We start from the raw sequence: 15488 nt of genomic DNA on the forward strand, positions 1-15488 counted from the left end.
GGAGGCGTCCCCGGCCGGGACCCGCGGCGGCGGCCCGGCGGAGCGGGTCACCCGTCCGGGGCGCCCAGGGCGGCCAGCGCGGCGGTGGCCTCGGCCGCCCAGTCGGGGGCCTCCCAGCGGCGGGCGACCTCGGCGGCCTGCCGGAAGTGCCCGACCGCCTCGGCGGTGCGGCCGAGGTGGCGGGCGAGTTCGCCGAGGGTGAGGGCGACCGGGCGGATCGCGATCGAGGTGGACGCCGCGCCGGCCACCAGGTGGGCCAACGGGCGCATCTCCGCCAGCAGTTCGGCGGCCTCCTCGCGTTCGTCCAGGGCGATCACCAGCTCGGCGCGCAGCTGCAGGAACAGCGAGCGGAAGTAGTCGGCCTGGACGCCCTGCGGCTCGCCCCGGACCCGCCGGACCTCCCCCGGGTCGTGCCCGGCGGCGAACATGGCGAGCGCGGTGACGTCGGTGATCAGCGGGCCGTACTGGGCCTGGTGCTCCCGGATCAGCGGCAGCGTCTCGGCGAGGCGGCCCTGCCGGTGGGCGATCACCACCCCGATCAGCGCGTCCAGCCCGGCCGCGTGCAGCGAGCCGCGTTCGCGCAGACCGGTCAGGGCCTGCTCGTACAGGGCGGCCGCCTCCGCCAGCCGGCCCGCGGCGAGTTCCAGCATGCCGCGCTGGAACAGCACCACGTCGACGAACTCGGCCAGCCCGTAGCGGTGCGCGAGTTCCTCCCCGACCGCCATGTGGCGGCGCAGCGCGGGGAGGTCGCCGTGCACGGCGGCGGCGGTGGCGGCCAGGTGCTCGGCGTGCCAGCGGTAGGCGGGCAGGTCGTGCTCGGTGGCGAGCGCGGCGAGTTCGGCGGCCAGCGCGCTCCGGTCGACCGGCGCCAGCTCGTGGTCGCAGGAGCGGGCCCGGGCGGTGAGCGCGAGGCAGAGCAGCCGCGGGTCGCCCTCGGCGCGGGCGATCTCCAGCGCCTCGTACCCGGCGGCGACCGCCTCGGTGGAGCCCGCGCAGTCGAGTTCCTGGGTGAGCGCGTCGAGCAGCCGGCAGCGGGTGGCGGGCGGCAGGTCGGTGCGGCGCAGCAGCCGGGTGAGCTGGTCGACGGCCTCCTGGTCGAGCGCGCCGTACGGGTGGGTGACCCACGGGGTGGGTTCGGTCCAGGCGGTCCAGGCGGCGATCAGGAGTTCCTCCCGGCCGCTCTCCCGGGCCAGTTCGAGCGCGCGGGCCTTGGTGCGGGTGGCGGCGGTGACCTGCCCGGCCCGGACCTGGGCGCGCAGCAGGGCGCCGAGCAGCTCGATCCGGCGGGCGGGCCGGTCCTCGCCGGGCCGTTCGGCGGCGCGCTCCAGGTTGTCGACGGCCTGCCGGAGCAGGTTGACGGCGCTGGGGTGGGCGTAGCGGCGCTCGGCGGCCTCGGCGGCGCGCACGCAGTGGTCGACCGCGAGGGCGGCCGTGGCGGCGGTCGCGGCCTGGGTGAAGTGGTGGGCCAGCGCGGTGAGTTCACCGGGGCGCAGGTCCTGCAGGGCGTGGCCGATCCGGCCGTGCAGGCGGGCCCGGCGCAGGCCGCCGAGGTCGGCGTACAGGGTGTCGCGGACCAGCACGTGGGCGAACCGGACGGTACCGGGCCGGGGTTCGAGCAGCAGGCCGCCCGCGACGGCCGCCTCGACGGCCTCGGTGGCGGTGTCCTCGTCCTGCTCACCGGCCCGCAGCAGCAGGTCGACGTCGCTCTCCCGGCCCGCGACGGCGGCCAGCCGCAGCAGGTCGACGGCGGGCGCGGGCAGCCGCTCGAAGCGGCGGCGCAGCACGTCCCGGACGCCCTGCGGGACCTGCCGCAGCGCGATGGACTCGTCCTCCAGGGAAAGGAGTTGGGCGATCTCGGCGAGGTAGAACGGGTTCCCGCCGGTGCGTTCGGCCAGCGCCCGGACGGTCTCCGGGCGGACGGGGGCGGCGCAGACCGCCTCGATCAGCCGTCCGGCGTCAGGCTCGGCGAGTCCTCCGAGCGGCACCCGCACCGGCGAACGGCGGGCCAACTTGGCCAGTACGTCCGCGAGTTCGCCCTCGCCCGGGCGCAGCGCGGCCACCACCAGCAGGCCGCCGCCGGGGGCGGCCGGGTCGGCGGCCAGTTCGCCGAGCAGTTCCCTGGTCTCCGGGTCGGCGGCGTGCAGGTCGTCCAGCAGGACGGCGAGCGGCACCGTCCGGGCGGCGGCGTGCAGGTGGGCGACGACCGCGCGGTGCAGCCGGAACCGGCCGGAGACGGCGTCCTGCCGGCCGGTCGGGTCCGGGTCGGCGAGCAGCGGGGCGAGCAGCGGGTCCGCGGCGGTGGACGGCTCGTACCGGGCCAGGTCACGCAGCACCTCGGTCCACGCCCAGGCCGCCGGCGCCCCCGCGCTCTCCGGACACCGGCCGGTCACCACCCGCCAGCCCCTGTCGGTCAGTCGCTCCCGCAACCGCTCCAGCAGGGTCGACTTCCCGGCCCCCGCCTCCCCGCCCACCAGCGCGAACCCGGCCCCGCCCCGGGCCCGCCCGGCCGCGTCCAGCAGCGCCGCCACCTCGTCCTGCCGCCCCACGAACACCTGCGGACGCCCGGCACCCGGACGGACCACGGGAACGAGCGCGGGTACGGCCGCCGGGACGGCCCGGGGACCGTCCCCGCCGGGCCCGAGCACGCCCCCGGCCGCACCGGCCGACGGCGCAACGGTCCCAGCCGGATCGGCCGCCCAGACGTCCCAGGGAACGACCCCACCAACAGCCCCCACCGCACCCCCGCCAAGCCCAGCAGCCCCGGCGGCGGACCCCGGCGGTGCCCCGGCCGCACCGGCCGACGGCAGTACCGCCCCGGTCGGCCCCGCCACGCCCGCGACGCCCCCGGCGGGCCGCATCGGGGCCCCGCCGCAGCCGGCCGCGCCGGTTCCGGGCCCCGCGGTGTCCGTTGCTCCCCCGGCCGGCCCGGCCGGTCGGGGCGGCGGGGTGCGGCGCGGGGTCAGCTCCTCGGCGCGCTGGTGGAGGATCGCGGATTCGACGGCGGTGAGCAACGGGCCGGGGTCCAGGCCGAGTTCGGTGGCGAAGTAGCCGCGGGCGCGGCGGACGGCGGCGAGCGCCTCGGCCTGGCGGCCGCCGTGCCAGAGGGCGAGGGCGAGCAGCCGCCAGGACTGCTCGCGCAGCGGGTGGTCCTCGACCAGGGCGGCGGCGTCCCGCGCGGCGGCGCGGGCCCGGCCGGCGGCGAGGTCGGCTTCGACGGCGGACTCCCGTGCGGTGGTGCGCAACTCCTCCAGCCGGGCGATCTCGGGGGCGGCCCAGGCCCGGTCGGCGAACTCGCCGTACGCGGGGCCCCGCCACAGTCCGAGCGCCCGCCGCAGCCGCCCCGCACCGTCCGGGTGCGGGCCGCCGGGACCGCCGGGGCCGCCGGGCGCTCCGGCCTCCCCGGGAGCAGCCGGAGCGGCGGGGGCGTCGAGCAGGTCCTCGAACTCCTGGGCGTCGGTGCGCACGCCGCGCAGCGCGTAGCCGCCCGCCTCGCTGACCAGCAGGCGGGCCTCCTGGCGGGGGCCGCGTTCGGGTTCGAGCAGGCGGCGCAGGTTGGAGACGTACGCCTGGAGGGAGCCGGCGGCCTTGGCGGGCGGGCGGCCCTCCCACAGGCCGTCGATGAGCCGGTCGGCGGGGACGACCGTCCCGCGGGCGACCAGGAGTCGGGCGAGCACGCCACGCTGGCGCGGGCCTCCCAACCGGGTGGCGGCCCCCGCCACTTGCGCCGTCAGTGTCCCGAGCACAGTGATCCGCACCATCGTGGGTCGAGCCTATGCGATGCCCCCGCGCGACCGGTGCCGGCCTGCGTTCCAAGTGGGCTCCAAGCGGACCCCCGCCCGGGCTCCGGAGCGGCCCGGCGGATCCTGACGCCCCGGGCCGGGGCCGGGCGGGGCGGTCCGGGCCCGGTCGTCCCGGGCCGTTCGCGGCGCGGTCAGACGGCGGCGCTGCCGGAGGCCAGTCGGACGGCGCTGAGCGGGACGAAGCCGCCGCTGCCGCCGCCGGTGTCGCCCTCGCCGAGGCGGCGCAGCATGGCGACGGCGATCCGCTGGGACTGGGCCTTGGCGCGTTCGGTGACGGGCCCGGCGTGCCGGCCGTCGAGGGTGGCGCGCCAGAGCTGGACCCAGCGGCCGAAGTGGGCGGCGGTGAGCGGGGCGACGGCGTGCAGGGCGGCGTGCGGGGCGAGCGCGTTGCCCCGGTAGGAGGCGGTGCGCAGCAGGGCGCTCTCCCAGAAGTCGGTGATCCGCGGGAGGTGGGCCTCCAGGTCGAGGCGGGCGATCTCGGTGAAGTGCGGGCCGATCAGCGGGTCGGCGAAGGCGGCGCGGTAGAAGAGCCGGAGGGCCTGTTCCAGGTCGGCCCGGCTGGTGATGTCCGGCAGTGCCACGGCGGTGTCCTCTCGTGCTGTTCCGCGCTGTCGCTGTCACTCGTCGTCACGCGCTGTCACGGACGGTGCGCGCTACCGCGCCCGTCCGGCCAGGCTACGCCGGGGTGGTGTCCACGGGCAGGGCCGTTGGTCCCCCCGGGGCTCCTAGCTGGCAGGATGCTGTTCATGAGCTTCCTCCCCGCAGAAGACCGCTACGCCTCGATGACCTTCCGCCGCGCCGGGCGCAGCGGCGTGCAGCTGCCCGCCGTCTCGCTCGGCCTGTGGCACAACTTCGGTGACACCCAGCCGCTGGAGGTGCAGCGCGCGGTGCTGCGCCGGGCCTTCGACCGGGGGGTGACCCACTTCGACCTGGCGAACAACTACGGCCCGCCGTACGGCAGCGCGGAGCGCAACTTCGGCTACCTGTTCGCGCAGGACTTCCGCCCGTTCCGGGACGAGCTGTTCATCGCCTCGAAGGCGGGCTGGGACATGTGGCCGGGCCCGTACGGGGACGGCGGCAGCCGCAAGTACCTGCTGGCCAGCCTGGACCAGTCGCTGAGCCGGATGGGCCTGGACTACGTCGACGTCTTCTACTCGCACCGGTGGGACCCGACCACCCCGCTGGAGGAGACCATGGGGGCGCTGGACACGGCGGTGCGCTCGGGCCGCGCGCTGTACGCGGCGATCTCCAACTACCCGGCGGAGCAGCACCGGGAGGCGGTGGCGATCCTGCGCGAGCTGGGCACGCCGTGCCTGCTGAACCAGGCCAGCTACTCGATCCTGAACCGGGAGCCGGAGCAGGGCCTGCTGGACGCGGTGGGCGAGACGCAGACCGCGCTGATCGCCTACTCCCCGCTGGCGCAGGGCCTGTTGACGGACCGCTACCTGTCGGGTGACGTCCCGGCGGGTTCGCGGATGTCGGTCGGCCACTTCCTGAAGGAGGAGGCGCTGACGGGGGCGAAGCTGGAGCAGCTGCGGGCGCTGGCGAAGGTCGCGGAGGGCCGCGGGCAGAGCCTGGCGCAGCTGGCGCTGTCCTGGGTGCTGCGGGACGAGCGGGTGGTGTCGGTGATCATCGGCGCGTCGAGCGTGAAGCAGCTGGACCAGAACCTGGACGCGCTGGCGGCCGGTCCGCTGACCGCCGCGGAGCTGGCGGAGATCGACCGGATCAGCAGGTAACCGGCAGGGCGCCGAACGGGCGGGCGGCCGGGGGGAGTTCGGCCGCCCGCCCGGTTCCGGGGGGCTCAGGGGTGCAGCTTCGGCAGGACGGTCTCGGCGACCCGGTACGCCTCCTCCAGCAGCGGGTTCCCGGAGAGGATGAAGGTGTCCACGCCCAACTCCTGGAACTCCCGGAGCCGTTCGACGACCTGCTCGGTGGAGCCGACCACGGCGGTGCCGGGGCCGGGGCGGAACAGGCTCATCCCGGGCCACAGGTTGGGGTGCTCCTCCAGCTCCCGCGCGCGGGCCGGGACGCGGCCGCCGTGCTGGCGGAACTGGCGCTGCCAGCCGATGCCGTCCTCGCCGGCCCGGCCGCCGAGCTGGCGGGCGTAGGTGGCCTCGCTGGTGACGTCGAGCAGGCGGTCGGCGGCGGCCCAGGCCTGTTCCTCGGTGTCGCGGACGATCAGGTGCAGCCGCAGGCCGAGCCGCAGGCTGCGGCCGTGCGCGGCGGCGCGTTCGCGGACGCGCTCCAGCTTCTCCTTGAGCAGGTGCGGGGGTTCGCCCCAGGTGAGGTAGACGTCGACGTGCTCGGCGGCGACCTCGATGCCCGCCGGGGAGGAGCCGCCGAACCAGAGCGGGATGTGGCCCTCGCGCAGCGGCGGCAGGTCGCGCAGCGAGGCTCCGGCGTTCTTCAGCTGGTAGAACTCGCCCTCGTGGTCGAAGACTTCGCCGCTGGTGAGGCGCTTGACCAGGCTCCAGTACTCGGCGGAGAGCCGGTAGCGGTCGTCGTGCTCGACGTGCAGGCCGTACTCGCGCAGCTGGTTGGTGGAGCCGTTGACCACGTTGAAGCGGAGCCGGCCGGGGCCGTGCAGGTGCTCGAAGGAGAGCGCCATCTTGGCCAGCAGGGTGGGGGCGACCAGGCCGGGGTGGACGGCCAGCAGGGGCTGGAAGCCGGGGCCGGTGGCGGCGGCCAGCGCGGAGCCGAGCGTCCACACGTCGTACTGGTCGGTGGCGAGCAGGGCGCCGGTGTAGCCGAGCCGTTCCACGGTGGCGGCGAGGTGCTGGAGGTAGCCGAGGTCGACCGGGCGGCGGCCTTCGGGCTCCCACGGGTAGTGGCCCTCGCGGGGGATCAGGTACCAGAGGACTTCGGTGGCCATGGTGCTCACGCCTCCTTCGCGGCGCGGGAGACGGCGGCGGCGACGGGCTGCTCCAGCTCGGGCAGGTGGGCGTCGGCGACGGTGACGGCGCGGTCGATGAAGCCGACCTGGTGGAAGATGTCGGCGGCTTCCTGCTGCTCGGCGACGAACTCGGCGGTGGCGGGCTCCAGTTGCCAGGGCAGGGCGGCCAGCGCGGTGTGCCAGTCGGCGGCCTCGCCGCCCTGGTCCTCGGCGGCGAGGGCGGCGGCCTCGGCCGGGTGGGCGGCGGCCCAGTGGTCGGCGCGCTGCAGGGCGGTGACGATGGCGGCGACCACCTCGGGCCGCTGGACGGCGAATTCGCGGCGGGCGAAGAACACCGAGCGGTCGGTGATGACGTCGCCGGTGCGGATCAGTTCGCGGAACTCCCCGGTGCGGCGGGCGGCGGCGAGTTCGGCGCCCTGGGCGATCCAGCCGGCGATGGCGCCGCCGCGCAGCCGCTCGGCCTCGTCCCCGGCGGGGCGCTCGGCGCTGATGTCGTCGCGGTAAGAGAGGCCGTGCTGGTGGAGGGCCTTGGCGAGCAGGTGGGTCTGCCAGGAGCCGATGCCGAGCACCACGGTGGTGCCCTTGAGGTCGGCGATCGAGTGCACCGGCCCGTCGGCGGCGACCAGCAGCGCGCCGTGGTCGGGGCGGGGCGCGGAGACCGCGGTGTAGACGATGTCGTGCCCGGCGGCCTGGGCGGTGACCGGCGGGGTGGAGCCGGTGCCGCCGAAGTCGATGGTGCCGTCGGCCAGGTAGGGGCCGGTCTTGGTGCCGTCGGCGTAGTGGTGGAACTCGGCGTTCTCGCCGAGCGGGGCCAACTCCTGCTGGAGGTAGTCGAGTCGGGCCAGGTGGTAGAGGGACGGGTTGGAGCGGTGCACACCGACGGTGATGGTCATGGCGGTCTCTTTCCTTGCAGGAGAAGCTAGTTGACGTGCTGTGGTGCGGAGTCCCGGTGCACGCCGAGGTCGGCGAGCAGGCGGCGGCGCAGCGCCGCGAAGTCGGGGTCGGCGGCGTCCCGGGGGCGTTCGACGGTGACGGTCTCGTCGCGGACGAGCGCGCCGTCGCGCAGCACGGCCACCCGGTCGGCGAGCCGGATCGCCTCGTCCACGTCGTGGGTGACCAGCAGGACGGCGGGCCGGTGCTTGCGGCACAGTTCGCCGACCAGGTCCTGCATGCGCAGCCGGGTGAGCGCGTCCAGGGCGGCGAACGGCTCGTCCAGCAGCAGGAGTTCGGGTTCCCGGACGAGGGCCCGGGCGAGGGCGGCGCGCTGCGCCTCGCCGCCGGAGAGGGTGCCGGGCCAGGCGTCGGCGTGGTCGGCGAGGCCGACCTCGGCCAGGGCCCGGCGGCCGGTCTCCCGGGTGGCGGCGCCGCGCGGCAGGCCGACGGTGACGTTGCCCAGGACGCGCTTGGACGGGATCAGCCGGGGTTCCTGGAACACCACGGTGCGCGAGGGCGGGACGAGCACGGTGCCCTCGTCGGCGCGGTCGAGTGCGCCGAGGATCCGCAGCAGGGTGGTCTTGCCGGTGCCGGAGGCGCCGAGCAGGGCGAGGAACTCGCCGCGGGCGATGTCCAGGTCGACGCCGTCCAGGACGGCCCGGGTGCCGAACACCCGGCGCAGGCCCCGGAGGTGGACGGCGGGGGCGGTGGTCGTGGTCGTGGTGGTCGTGGTGGTGCTCATCGTCCGGCCCCCGCTCGCCCGCCGGCGGGCCGCCAGGGCATCAGGACGCGTTCCAGGACGCGCACCGCGCCGTCGGCGGCCAGGCCGAGCAGGCCGTAGATCAGGATGCAGACGGCGAGCACGTCGGTGCGGGAGAAGTTCTGCGCCTGGGCCATCAGGTAGCCGATCCCCTCGGTGGAGTTGATCTCCTCGGCGGCGATCAGCGCGATCACGCTGAGCGTCATCGACAGCCGCAGCCCGGAGAGCAGGGCGGGCAGCGCGCCGGGCAGCACCACCTCGCGGACGATCGCCCAGCGGGAGAGGCCGAAGCTGCGCATCGCCTCGACGAGTTTGCGGTCGGTGCTGCGGACGCCGCCGGAGGCGGAGACGTACATCGGGAAGGAGGTGGCGACGCCGATCAGCGCGATCTTCGCGGTCTCGGTGATGCCGAACCAGACCATGAACAGCGGCACCAGCGCCAGGAACGGGACGGTGCGCAGGACTTGGATCGCGGAGTCGAGCAGTTCGTCGCCGAGCCGGAAGAAGCCGGTGACCACGCCGAGCACCAGGCCGGTGCCGGCGCCGAACAGCAGGCCGAGGGCGGCCCGGGTCAGCGAGGTGGAGAGCGCGTCGGTGAGCTGCCCGTTGCCCCACAACTCCTTTACGGCTTGCAGGACTTGGCCGGGAGAGGCGAGCACGTCGGGGGTGAGCGCGCCGGTCGCCGAGGAGATCTGCCAGGCGGCGATCAGGGCGACCGGGCCCAGGGTGCGCAGGGCGAGCGAGACGCCGCGCGGCCGGTCGGCGGTGGTGCGGGCCCGGGGGGCGACCAGCCCGGCGGCCCGGGCCGCCTCGGTGGTGACGGTCATTTCCCGCTCCCGGCGAGGGAGTCGATGTCGATCAGGTAGGGCTTGACGTCGACCAGGCTCTTGGTGACGCCCTGGTCGGCGTAGAACTCGGCGACCACCGCGAACCGGGCCGCGTCGGCGTCGGTGATCGGCGAGTCGACGGCGCGCTGCTTGCCGAAGTCGACGGCGATGTCCTTCTCGGCGGGGGTGACGGCGGTCGGGCCGGCGTCGGTGAACACGTTGAGGTAGGCGGCCGGGTCGGCCTTCTCCTTGGCGCCGTTCTCGTGCAGGTAGCCGTAGAACGCCTTCAGTACGTCGGGGTGCTTCTCGGCGAAGGTCGAACGCACCGCCCACACCGCGTAGTTGTCGCTGCCGACGGCCTTGCCGTCGGCCAGGAAGTGCGCGCCTCCGTTGGCGATGGCGGGGATCGAGAAGGTGCCCCAGGTCGCCCAGGCGTCGACCTGGCCGGAGTTGAAGACGCCGGAGGTCTGGTCGGCCCGCAGGTAGACCCGCTCGACCTTGTCGGCCGGGATGCCGTTCTTCTCCAGCGCCTTGAGCAGCAGGTACTCGGAGGTGCCGCCCTGCGAGACGGCGACCTTCCTGCCGACCAGGTCCTGGATCTCCTTGATCGGGGAGCCGTTCTTCACCAGGATGCCCTCGCCGGCCTGGTCCGGTTCGGTCTGCGCGAACAGCTTGAAGCCGGGCTTCTGGGCGAGCGCGGCGACGGCCGAGGTGATCGACCCCTGGGCGACGTCCAGCTGGTCGGCGTTGAGGGCCTGCGCTGCGGGGGCGAACGGCCCGGCGCTGCCGGTCCACACCACCTTGGCGTGCACGGCGGCCAGCGCCGCGTCCAGCGAGCCGTCCTTCTTGCCCTTGGCGAGGAAGCCGGAGTTCCCGGGGTCGGGGACTCTCAGCACCACCTCGGCGCCCTTTCCGTCGGCGGAGGCCGAGGCGTCCTTCACGGACGAGCCGCAGGCGGTCAGGGCGAGCGCGGCGACGGCGGTCAGGGCGGTGGCGGCGAGCAGGGTGCGGCGGCGGACGGTGGTGGTGGTGCTCATGGGGCTCTCCAGCAGGGTCGGGGGGAAGTGTCAGGGGCGGGCGGCGAGCAGGGCGCGGGCGGCGGCCAGCGGGGCGGGGTCGGCCCAGGCGTGCACGTCGACCCGGTCGGCGAGGAAGCCGTGGGCGTGCAGGAACTCCTCCTGCCGGGCCAGGAGTTCGAGGCGTTCGGCGGACAGGTCCGGGTGCAGGGTGCGGTGGCTGCCCGCCGCGTAGGCGCCCGCGACGCCCTCCGGTCCGGCGCCGGTCTCGGCGCCGAGGATCCGGGCCACCTCCGCGGGCCGCCCGGCCGCCCAGTCGGCGGCGCGCAGCAGCACGGCCAGGAACCGGGCCACCAGCTCGGGGTGCTCGTCCAGCAGCTGCTGGTGGACGGTGATCGGGCGCGGGGTGCCGTTGTTGACCCGGTGCCGGCGGTCCGGCAGCGCGTCCAACTCGACGGCGGGGACGGCCCCGTGGCGGCGGGCGGCCTCCACGGCGAGCGCGCCCTTCACGTACACGGCGTCCACCCGGCCCTCGGCCAGCGCGGTCAGCTCGGCCTCCCACTGGCCGCCGTTCCGCTCGGCCTCGACGTCCACCCACTCGACGTCCGCCGGGCCGAGGCCGGCCGAGGCCAGCGCGCCGTGGTGGCCGGCCAGTGCCATCGCCCGCCAGAAGTCGATCGCGATCGGGTGCCGGGGCACCGCGAGCCGCCGCCCGCGCAGCCGCTCGGCGGAGTCGATGCCGCCGCCCTCCCGGACGAGCACCGTCTGGCGCTCCTCGATCCAGGTGAGGCCGATCAGCCTGGTCCGTTCGCCGCGCGAACGGGCCCACAGCGCCGGGACGTTGCCGCCCTCCCGGAACAGGCCGGTCAGCGCGTGGGTGTAGTGGTGGTCGGCGGCGACCTCCGGCGGGACGTCCTGCAGCGAGCGCACCGCGATGCCCTCGGCGGCGAACTCCCGGGCCAGCCAGCCCTGGTCGGCGGCGATGCCGGTGGCGGTCGGCACCGGGCAGCGGGTGAACCACAGGGTGTCGGGGTACGGGGGCGCGGCGGGGGTGGTGCTCATGGCGGGGCTCCGGTGATCGGCAGGAGGCGCGCGGGCTTCGTTCCGCATGGTGGGAACGGCCGGGCGGGGAAAGGGGGTTCGGGGGCGGTCAGCGACAACAGCAGGAGAGGCACCGGTGCGTCTTCACGGTGGGCTCCCTCCTGTTCGGACCGGCTGCTCCAGCCGGCGGTGACCTGATGACCTGAGCGTTCCATCCGACCGGGGGCGGAATCAAGCCTTGCCAGATGATGGGATCACCTGTTCACACAAGACCCGTCGGCCGCAACACTGCCGCAACACTGCCTTCGTGATCACGCCCATATCCTGGGCTGAGCACGGAAGTTGCCCCCTCCTCAGCCCGCAACGAACCGAACCGGAGAAGTGCGATGCCCGCCCCCGGAACCCTCCCCGCCCCGCCGAGCGGCGCCCAGGCGGTCCACCGGGCGCTCGGCCTGCTGAACTGCTTCCACGACAACGGGCCCGACCTCAGCGCCTCCGAACTCGCCCGCCGCACCGGCCTGTCCGTCTCCACCGCGCACCGCCTGGCCCGCACCCTGGTCGCCACCGGCTTCCTCGACCAGGACGAACGCACCGCCCGCTACCGGCTCGGCCCGGCCGTCGCCGAGCTCGGCCAGCTCACCTTCCACCAGCGCGGCCTGCACCTGGCCGGCCCCGAACTCGACCGGCTGGCCGCCCGCACCGGCGCCACCGCCGACCTGGCCATCCGCTCCGGCCCGCACGCCGTCATCCTGGTCGGCGGCTCCGTCCTGCCCTCCACCGGCCTGGGCCTGCGCCGCCCGCTGCACTCCACCGCCCTCGGCAAGGTGCTGCTGGCCTGGCCCTCCCCCGCCGACCCGCCGCTGGACGGCCCGCTGCCCGCCTACACCCCGCACACCCTCACCGACCCGGCCGCGCTGGACGCCGAGCTCGCCCGCACCCGCGAGCGCGGCTACGCCCTCAACGACGGCGAGTCCGCCCCCGGCGTCCGCACCCTCGCCGTCCCCGTCCTCGACCGCACCCCGAGCGCGCGCTTCGCCCTCGCCGTCCGCGCCACCCCCGCCCGCCTCCCCGACGAGGAGCTGCCCCGCGCCCTCACCCACGCCCGTGCCTGCGCGGCGGCGCTCACCGTCCTGCTGCTGCCCCCGGACCAGCGCTGAGCCGCGCCGCCGGGGCGGTGCGGAAAGGCGGTTGACGGCCCGGGGCGCGGAAGCGCGCAGGCCGCGGCGGGACACCGGGGTGTCCTCGCCGCGGCCTGCGCGGGCGGGCGTGCGGTCCGCTACGCCACCGGGGCGTACTTGTAGCCGACCCGGCGGACGGTGACGATGGTGTCGCGGTAGGCCGCGCCGAGCTTGCGGCGCAGGCGGGCGACGTGGACGTCGACGGTGCGGCCGTCACCGACGTGGCCGTAGCCCCAGACGGTGTGGACGAGCTGGTCGCGGGTGTGGACCCGGTGCGGGTGCTCGGTGAGGTGGGCGAGGAGTTCGAATTCGAGGTAGGTGAGGTCGAGCAGCACGCCGTCGACGTAGGCGTTGCGGCGGTCGAGGTCGACGGAGATGCCGCTGTCGGCGGGGCGGGTGAACGGCCGGGGGGCCGCCGGGGCCTCGACGGCGGCGGGGGCGGCGGCGGCCGGGGTCTCCGCGGGCACCAGGACCAGGTAGCCGACCAGCGGGGAGTTGGTCGCGCCGAGCTGGGCGAGCAGCCCCTGCGGGAGGACGGACTGCGGGAGGGCGGCGACCACGGCGGCGCCGTCCTGGAGTCCGGCGAGCAGGCTCTCCGGGGCGGGCGCGGGGGCGACGGTGGCGGCGGCGACCGGCCGGGGCCCGGCGGCCCGCCGGTGTTCGGCGGCGAGGCCGGCGGCGGTCGCGGGGGCGAGGTTGGGGAGGGAGCGGACCGCGCGCAGGTGCGGGGTCGCGGTGGCGGTGGCGGCGTACGACATGTGAGGGCTCTTTCGCGCGTGACGGTCGGTGGGTGGTCGTCGTCTGCGCTTCCGGCGCACGGGAGTTGACGGTCGGTCAGGTCCGGGGCCGGGAGGCGCTGGTCGCGCGCCGACAGGGCAGGTCGAAGTGGTGGTTCCGGCGCGAGGGCCAGAACGGTTCGAGGAGGGTGCGTACGTGCACGGTTGCTCTCCGGGCGCTGCGTGGGTCGGCGGGGACGCACGGAACCGCCACCGCCCGTCAGGGGCGGGCCGGGTGGCGGTGCGTCAGCGACAGCAGGCGCTGTAGATCCGGCCGTGGTCGATGTACCGGCGGACGGTGAGGACGGGGAGCACCGGGAGCGCGGCGAGGCGGACCGATACGGTCATGGCGCGGCTCCTCCCCCCGGGTGTGTCGGGCTCCGCGGCCGTTCGGCGGCGGGCACGACTACGAGACTTCCACGCCCGGTGCCCGGAAGGCAACCCACCGGAGGGGCGCATCCGCAGGGCGAGACGGAAAGCGTCCACCATCCGGACGCCACCGCCCCCACCTGCACGGACGCAAAAAATATCGGAGGCAGAAATACCTCGGCCGCCCGGGCCCGGAGGCCCGAAACGGCGTCAGAGCCGCACGCCGGCCCGGTCCGCCGCGTGCTCGACCAGGCGGATCAGCAACTCCTTGCCGTCCTCGCGGCGCCGGGCGTCGCACAGCAGCACGGGCACCCCGGCCGGCAGGTCGAGCGCGGCGCGGACGTCGTCGGGGGCGTACACCTCGGTGCCCTCGAAGCAGTTGACGGCGACGATGAACGGGATGCCGCGCTGCTCGAAGTAGTCGACCGAGGGGAAGGAGTCCGCCAGCCGCCGGGTGTCGGCGAGGACGACCGCGCCGAGGGTGCCGCGGGCGAGCTCGTCCCAGACGAACCAGAACCGGTCCTGGCCGGGGGTGCCGAACAGGTACAGGGCGAGGCCGGGCTTGAGGTCGATCCGGCCGAAGTCCATCGCGACGGTGGTGGTGCGCTTGGCCTCCACCCCGGCGGTGTCGTCGACCGGGCGGCCGACCTCGCTGAGCGACTCCTCGGTGCGCAGCGGGCGGATCTCGCTGACCGCGCCGACCAGGGTGGTCTTGCCCGCGCCGAAGCCGCCGGCGATCAGGATCTTGACCGCGCTGGTGGCCCAGGGGGCTTTGCGGGCGGCGGTGGAGGTCGACGGGGCGTCAGAGTGCACGGAGGCCATTGATCACGTCTCGCAGCAGGCGCTCGTCCGGTTGCTGGGCGAGCTGGAAGGGTCGGGTGACGCTGATCAGATCGGCGTCGTGGAGGTCGCCGAGCAGGACCCGGACCACGCTCACCGGAAGGTCGGTGTAGGAGCCCAGCTCGGCGACGCTGAGCGGCTCGTCGCGGCAGAGTCCGAGGATCGCGTGGTGTTCCGGGTCGAGCACGAGGTCGGGCCGGGCGCCGCCGGGGCCGGGGGCCGGCCCGGCGGCGGTGACCAGGGAGATCAGGTCGAACAGGCCGTCGTCGACCGGGCGGGCGCGCCCCCTGGTCATCGAGAACAGCCGGACCACCGGCCCGGCCTCGTCGTCGAACCAGCGGTCGTCCACCGGGGTGCGGGGCGCGAACAGGTCGACCGGCTCGGCGCCGGCCCCCTCGTCGTCCGCGGGCGCACCACCGGCACCGGCCGGGGCGGTGGCCTCGGTCGGCTCGGTCGGATCGGGCTCGCTCATCGAATCGGTCATCTCCCGGGCAGCGTGTTCTCGGTCCTCGGTTCGGCGGCCAGGTGCTCGCCGACGCGCTTGACCAACAGTGCCATCTCGTAGGCGATCTGGCCCACGTCGGACTCGGCGTCGCTGAGCACGGCGAGGCAGCTGCCGTCACCGGCCGCGGTGATGAACAGGAACGCCTCGTCCAGCTCGACCATGGTCTGCCGGACTCCGCCGACCTGGAAGTGCCGGCCGGCGCCCTTGGCGAGGCTGTGGAAGCCCGCGGCGACCGCGGCCAGGTGCTCGGCGTCCTCGCGGCCGAGGCCGCTGGAGACGCCGGTGGCCAGGCCGTCGCTGGACAGGATCACCGCATGCCGAAGGGTCGCCACCCGGCCGACCAGGTCGTTGAGGAGCCAGTCGAGGTCCCCGGACGGCGGTGTTGTTGCGGTCATGATTCGGTTCCTTCTGCTGGTGCGGGCGGTGCGGTCGGCGGTTGGTGCGCCGGCGGGACGGAACGGCTGGGGGCGGCGGGCAGCGCGGGCGGCACCGGCGCGGAGGGCAGCGCGACCCGCAGTCTGGGCGCCTGCCCGGGGACGGGGAGCAGCGG

14 protein-coding genes are annotated in these 15488 nt (G+C 75.6%); 2 read left to right on the forward strand and 12 right to left on the reverse strand.

Annotation, left to right across the window (positions count from 1 at the left end; all coding sequences use genetic code 11):
- Positions 1 to 47: 47 nt before the first annotated feature.
- Positions 48 to 3674 carry a BTAD domain-containing putative transcriptional regulator gene (locus ACWEO5_RS15550; RefSeq protein ID WP_452162885.1) on the reverse strand — a complete coding sequence of 1209 codons (3627 nt, stop codon included), beginning with the start codon at positions 3672 to 3674 and terminating at the stop codon, positions 48 to 50.
- 257 nt (positions 3675 to 3931) lie between these two features.
- Positions 3932 to 4381, reverse strand: a complete 450-nt coding sequence (locus ACWEO5_RS15555) for a group III truncated hemoglobin (RefSeq protein ID WP_452162886.1) — start codon at positions 4379 to 4381, stop codon at positions 3932 to 3934.
- A 165-nt stretch (positions 4382 to 4546) separates the two neighbouring features.
- Here ACWEO5_RS15555 and ACWEO5_RS15560 point away from each other — a divergent pair, with 165 nt between their 5' ends.
- Positions 4547 to 5536, forward strand: coding sequence for an aldo/keto reductase (locus ACWEO5_RS15560; protein ID WP_452162887.1), 990 nt, complete (start codon positions 4547 to 4549; stop codon positions 5534 to 5536).
- A gap of 65 nt (positions 5537 to 5601) precedes the next feature.
- Here ACWEO5_RS15560 and ACWEO5_RS15565 read toward each other — a convergent pair whose 3' ends face one another.
- Genes ACWEO5_RS15565 through ACWEO5_RS15590 form a run of 6 tightly spaced genes read right to left on the reverse strand, consistent with a single transcriptional unit; the run spans position 5602 to position 11291 of the window.
- A complete protein-coding gene (locus ACWEO5_RS15565) occupies positions 5602 to 6672 on the reverse strand; it encodes an LLM class flavin-dependent oxidoreductase (protein ID WP_452162888.1) in 1071 nt (356 codons plus the stop codon).
- A 5-nt stretch (positions 6673 to 6677) separates the two neighbouring features.
- Positions 6678 to 7586 carry an ABC transporter substrate-binding protein gene (locus ACWEO5_RS15570; protein ID WP_452162889.1) on the reverse strand — a complete coding sequence of 303 codons (909 nt, stop codon included), beginning with the start codon at positions 7584 to 7586 and terminating at the stop codon, positions 6678 to 6680.
- Between the two features lie 26 nt (positions 7587 to 7612).
- A complete protein-coding gene (locus ACWEO5_RS15575) occupies positions 7613 to 8368 on the reverse strand; it encodes an ABC transporter ATP-binding protein (RefSeq protein ID WP_452162890.1) in 756 nt (251 codons plus the stop codon).
- Positions 8365 to 9213 carry an ABC transporter permease gene (locus ACWEO5_RS15580; RefSeq protein WP_452162891.1) on the reverse strand — a complete coding sequence of 283 codons (849 nt, stop codon included), beginning with the start codon at positions 9211 to 9213 and terminating at the stop codon, positions 8365 to 8367. Before ACWEO5_RS15580 ends, ACWEO5_RS15575 begins: the two co-directional genes overlap by 4 nt.
- Positions 9210 to 10250 (reverse strand): ABC transporter substrate-binding protein, encoded by a 1041-nt coding sequence (locus ACWEO5_RS15585; RefSeq protein ID WP_452162892.1) that lies wholly within the window; start codon positions 10248 to 10250, stop codon positions 9210 to 9212. Before ACWEO5_RS15585 ends, ACWEO5_RS15580 begins: the two co-directional genes overlap by 4 nt.
- Before the next feature lie 30 nt (positions 10251 to 10280).
- A complete protein-coding gene (locus tag ACWEO5_RS15590) occupies positions 10281 to 11291 on the reverse strand; it encodes an ABC transporter substrate-binding protein (protein WP_452162893.1) in 1011 nt (336 codons plus the stop codon).
- A 365-nt stretch (positions 11292 to 11656) separates the two neighbouring features.
- Here ACWEO5_RS15590 and ACWEO5_RS15595 point away from each other — a divergent pair, with 365 nt between their 5' ends.
- The gene (locus ACWEO5_RS15595; RefSeq protein WP_452162894.1) at positions 11657 to 12427 is read left to right on the forward strand and encodes an IclR family transcriptional regulator; all 771 of its coding nucleotides are present in this window, start codon (positions 11657 to 11659) and stop codon (positions 12425 to 12427) included.
- A gap of 119 nt (positions 12428 to 12546) precedes the next feature.
- On the opposite strand, the gene ACWEO5_RS15600 is transcribed toward ACWEO5_RS15595, so the two are convergent.
- The 4 genes from ACWEO5_RS15600 to ACWEO5_RS15615 form a co-directional block, all read right to left on the reverse strand.
- On the reverse strand, positions 12547 to 13206 hold the full coding sequence (locus ACWEO5_RS15600; protein WP_452162895.1) for a winged helix-turn-helix domain-containing protein: 660 nt from the start codon (positions 13204 to 13206) through the stop codon (positions 12547 to 12549).
- A 597-nt stretch (positions 13207 to 13803) separates the two neighbouring features.
- Positions 13804 to 14415 carry a GTP-binding protein gene (locus ACWEO5_RS15605; RefSeq protein WP_452162896.1) on the reverse strand — a complete coding sequence of 204 codons (612 nt, stop codon included), beginning with the start codon at positions 14413 to 14415 and terminating at the stop codon, positions 13804 to 13806.
- Positions 14396 to 14905, reverse strand: coding sequence for a DUF742 domain-containing protein (locus ACWEO5_RS15610; protein ID WP_452162897.1), 510 nt, complete (start codon positions 14903 to 14905; stop codon positions 14396 to 14398). Before ACWEO5_RS15610 ends, ACWEO5_RS15605 begins: the two co-directional genes overlap by 20 nt.
- Before the next feature lie 8 nt (positions 14906 to 14913).
- Complete coding sequence (locus ACWEO5_RS15615) at positions 14914 to 15333, reverse strand: roadblock/LC7 domain-containing protein (RefSeq protein WP_344556529.1); 420 nt, start codon at positions 15331 to 15333, stop codon at positions 14914 to 14916.
- Positions 15334 to 15488: the final 155 nt, after the last annotated feature.

Source organism: Kitasatospora sp. NPDC004272 (assembly GCF_053603035.1).

What these genes read in the sequence shown, in the direction of transcription:
- ACWEO5_RS15560 (WP_452162887.1), top strand. Translation starts at nt 4,547, where the DNA reads ATGAGCTTCCTCCCCGCAGAAGACCGCTACGCCTCGATGACCTTCCGC.
- ACWEO5_RS15565 (WP_452162888.1), bottom strand. Translation starts at nt 6,672, where the DNA reads ATGGCCACCGAAGTCCTCTGGTACCTGATCCCCCGCGAGGGCCACTAC.
- ACWEO5_RS15570 (WP_452162889.1), bottom strand. Translation starts at nt 7,586, where the DNA reads ATGACCATCACCGTCGGTGTGCACCGCTCCAACCCGTCCCTCTACCAC.
- ACWEO5_RS15575 (WP_452162890.1), bottom strand. Translation starts at nt 8,368, where the DNA reads ATGAGCACCACCACGACCACCACGACCACGACCACCGCCCCCGCCGTC.
- ACWEO5_RS15580 (WP_452162891.1), bottom strand. Translation starts at nt 9,213, where the DNA reads ATGACCGTCACCACCGAGGCGGCCCGGGCCGCCGGGCTGGTCGCCCCC.
- ACWEO5_RS15585 (WP_452162892.1), bottom strand. Translation starts at nt 10,250, where the DNA reads ATGAGCACCACCACCACCGTCCGCCGCCGCACCCTGCTCGCCGCCACC.
- ACWEO5_RS15590 (WP_452162893.1), bottom strand. Translation starts at nt 11,291, where the DNA reads ATGAGCACCACCCCCGCCGCGCCCCCGTACCCCGACACCCTGTGGTTC.
- ACWEO5_RS15595 (WP_452162894.1), top strand. Translation starts at nt 11,657, where the DNA reads ATGCCCGCCCCCGGAACCCTCCCCGCCCCGCCGAGCGGCGCCCAGGCG.
- ACWEO5_RS15600 (WP_452162895.1), bottom strand. Translation starts at nt 13,206, where the DNA reads ATGTCGTACGCCGCCACCGCCACCGCGACCCCGCACCTGCGCGCGGTC.
- ACWEO5_RS15605 (WP_452162896.1), bottom strand. Translation starts at nt 14,415, where the DNA reads ATGGCCTCCGTGCACTCTGACGCCCCGTCGACCTCCACCGCCGCCCGC.
- ACWEO5_RS15610 (WP_452162897.1), bottom strand. Translation starts at nt 14,905, where the DNA reads ATGAGCGAGCCCGATCCGACCGAGCCGACCGAGGCCACCGCCCCGGCC.
- ACWEO5_RS15615 (WP_344556529.1), bottom strand. Translation starts at nt 15,333, where the DNA reads ATGACCGCAACAACACCGCCGTCCGGGGACCTCGACTGGCTCCTCAAC.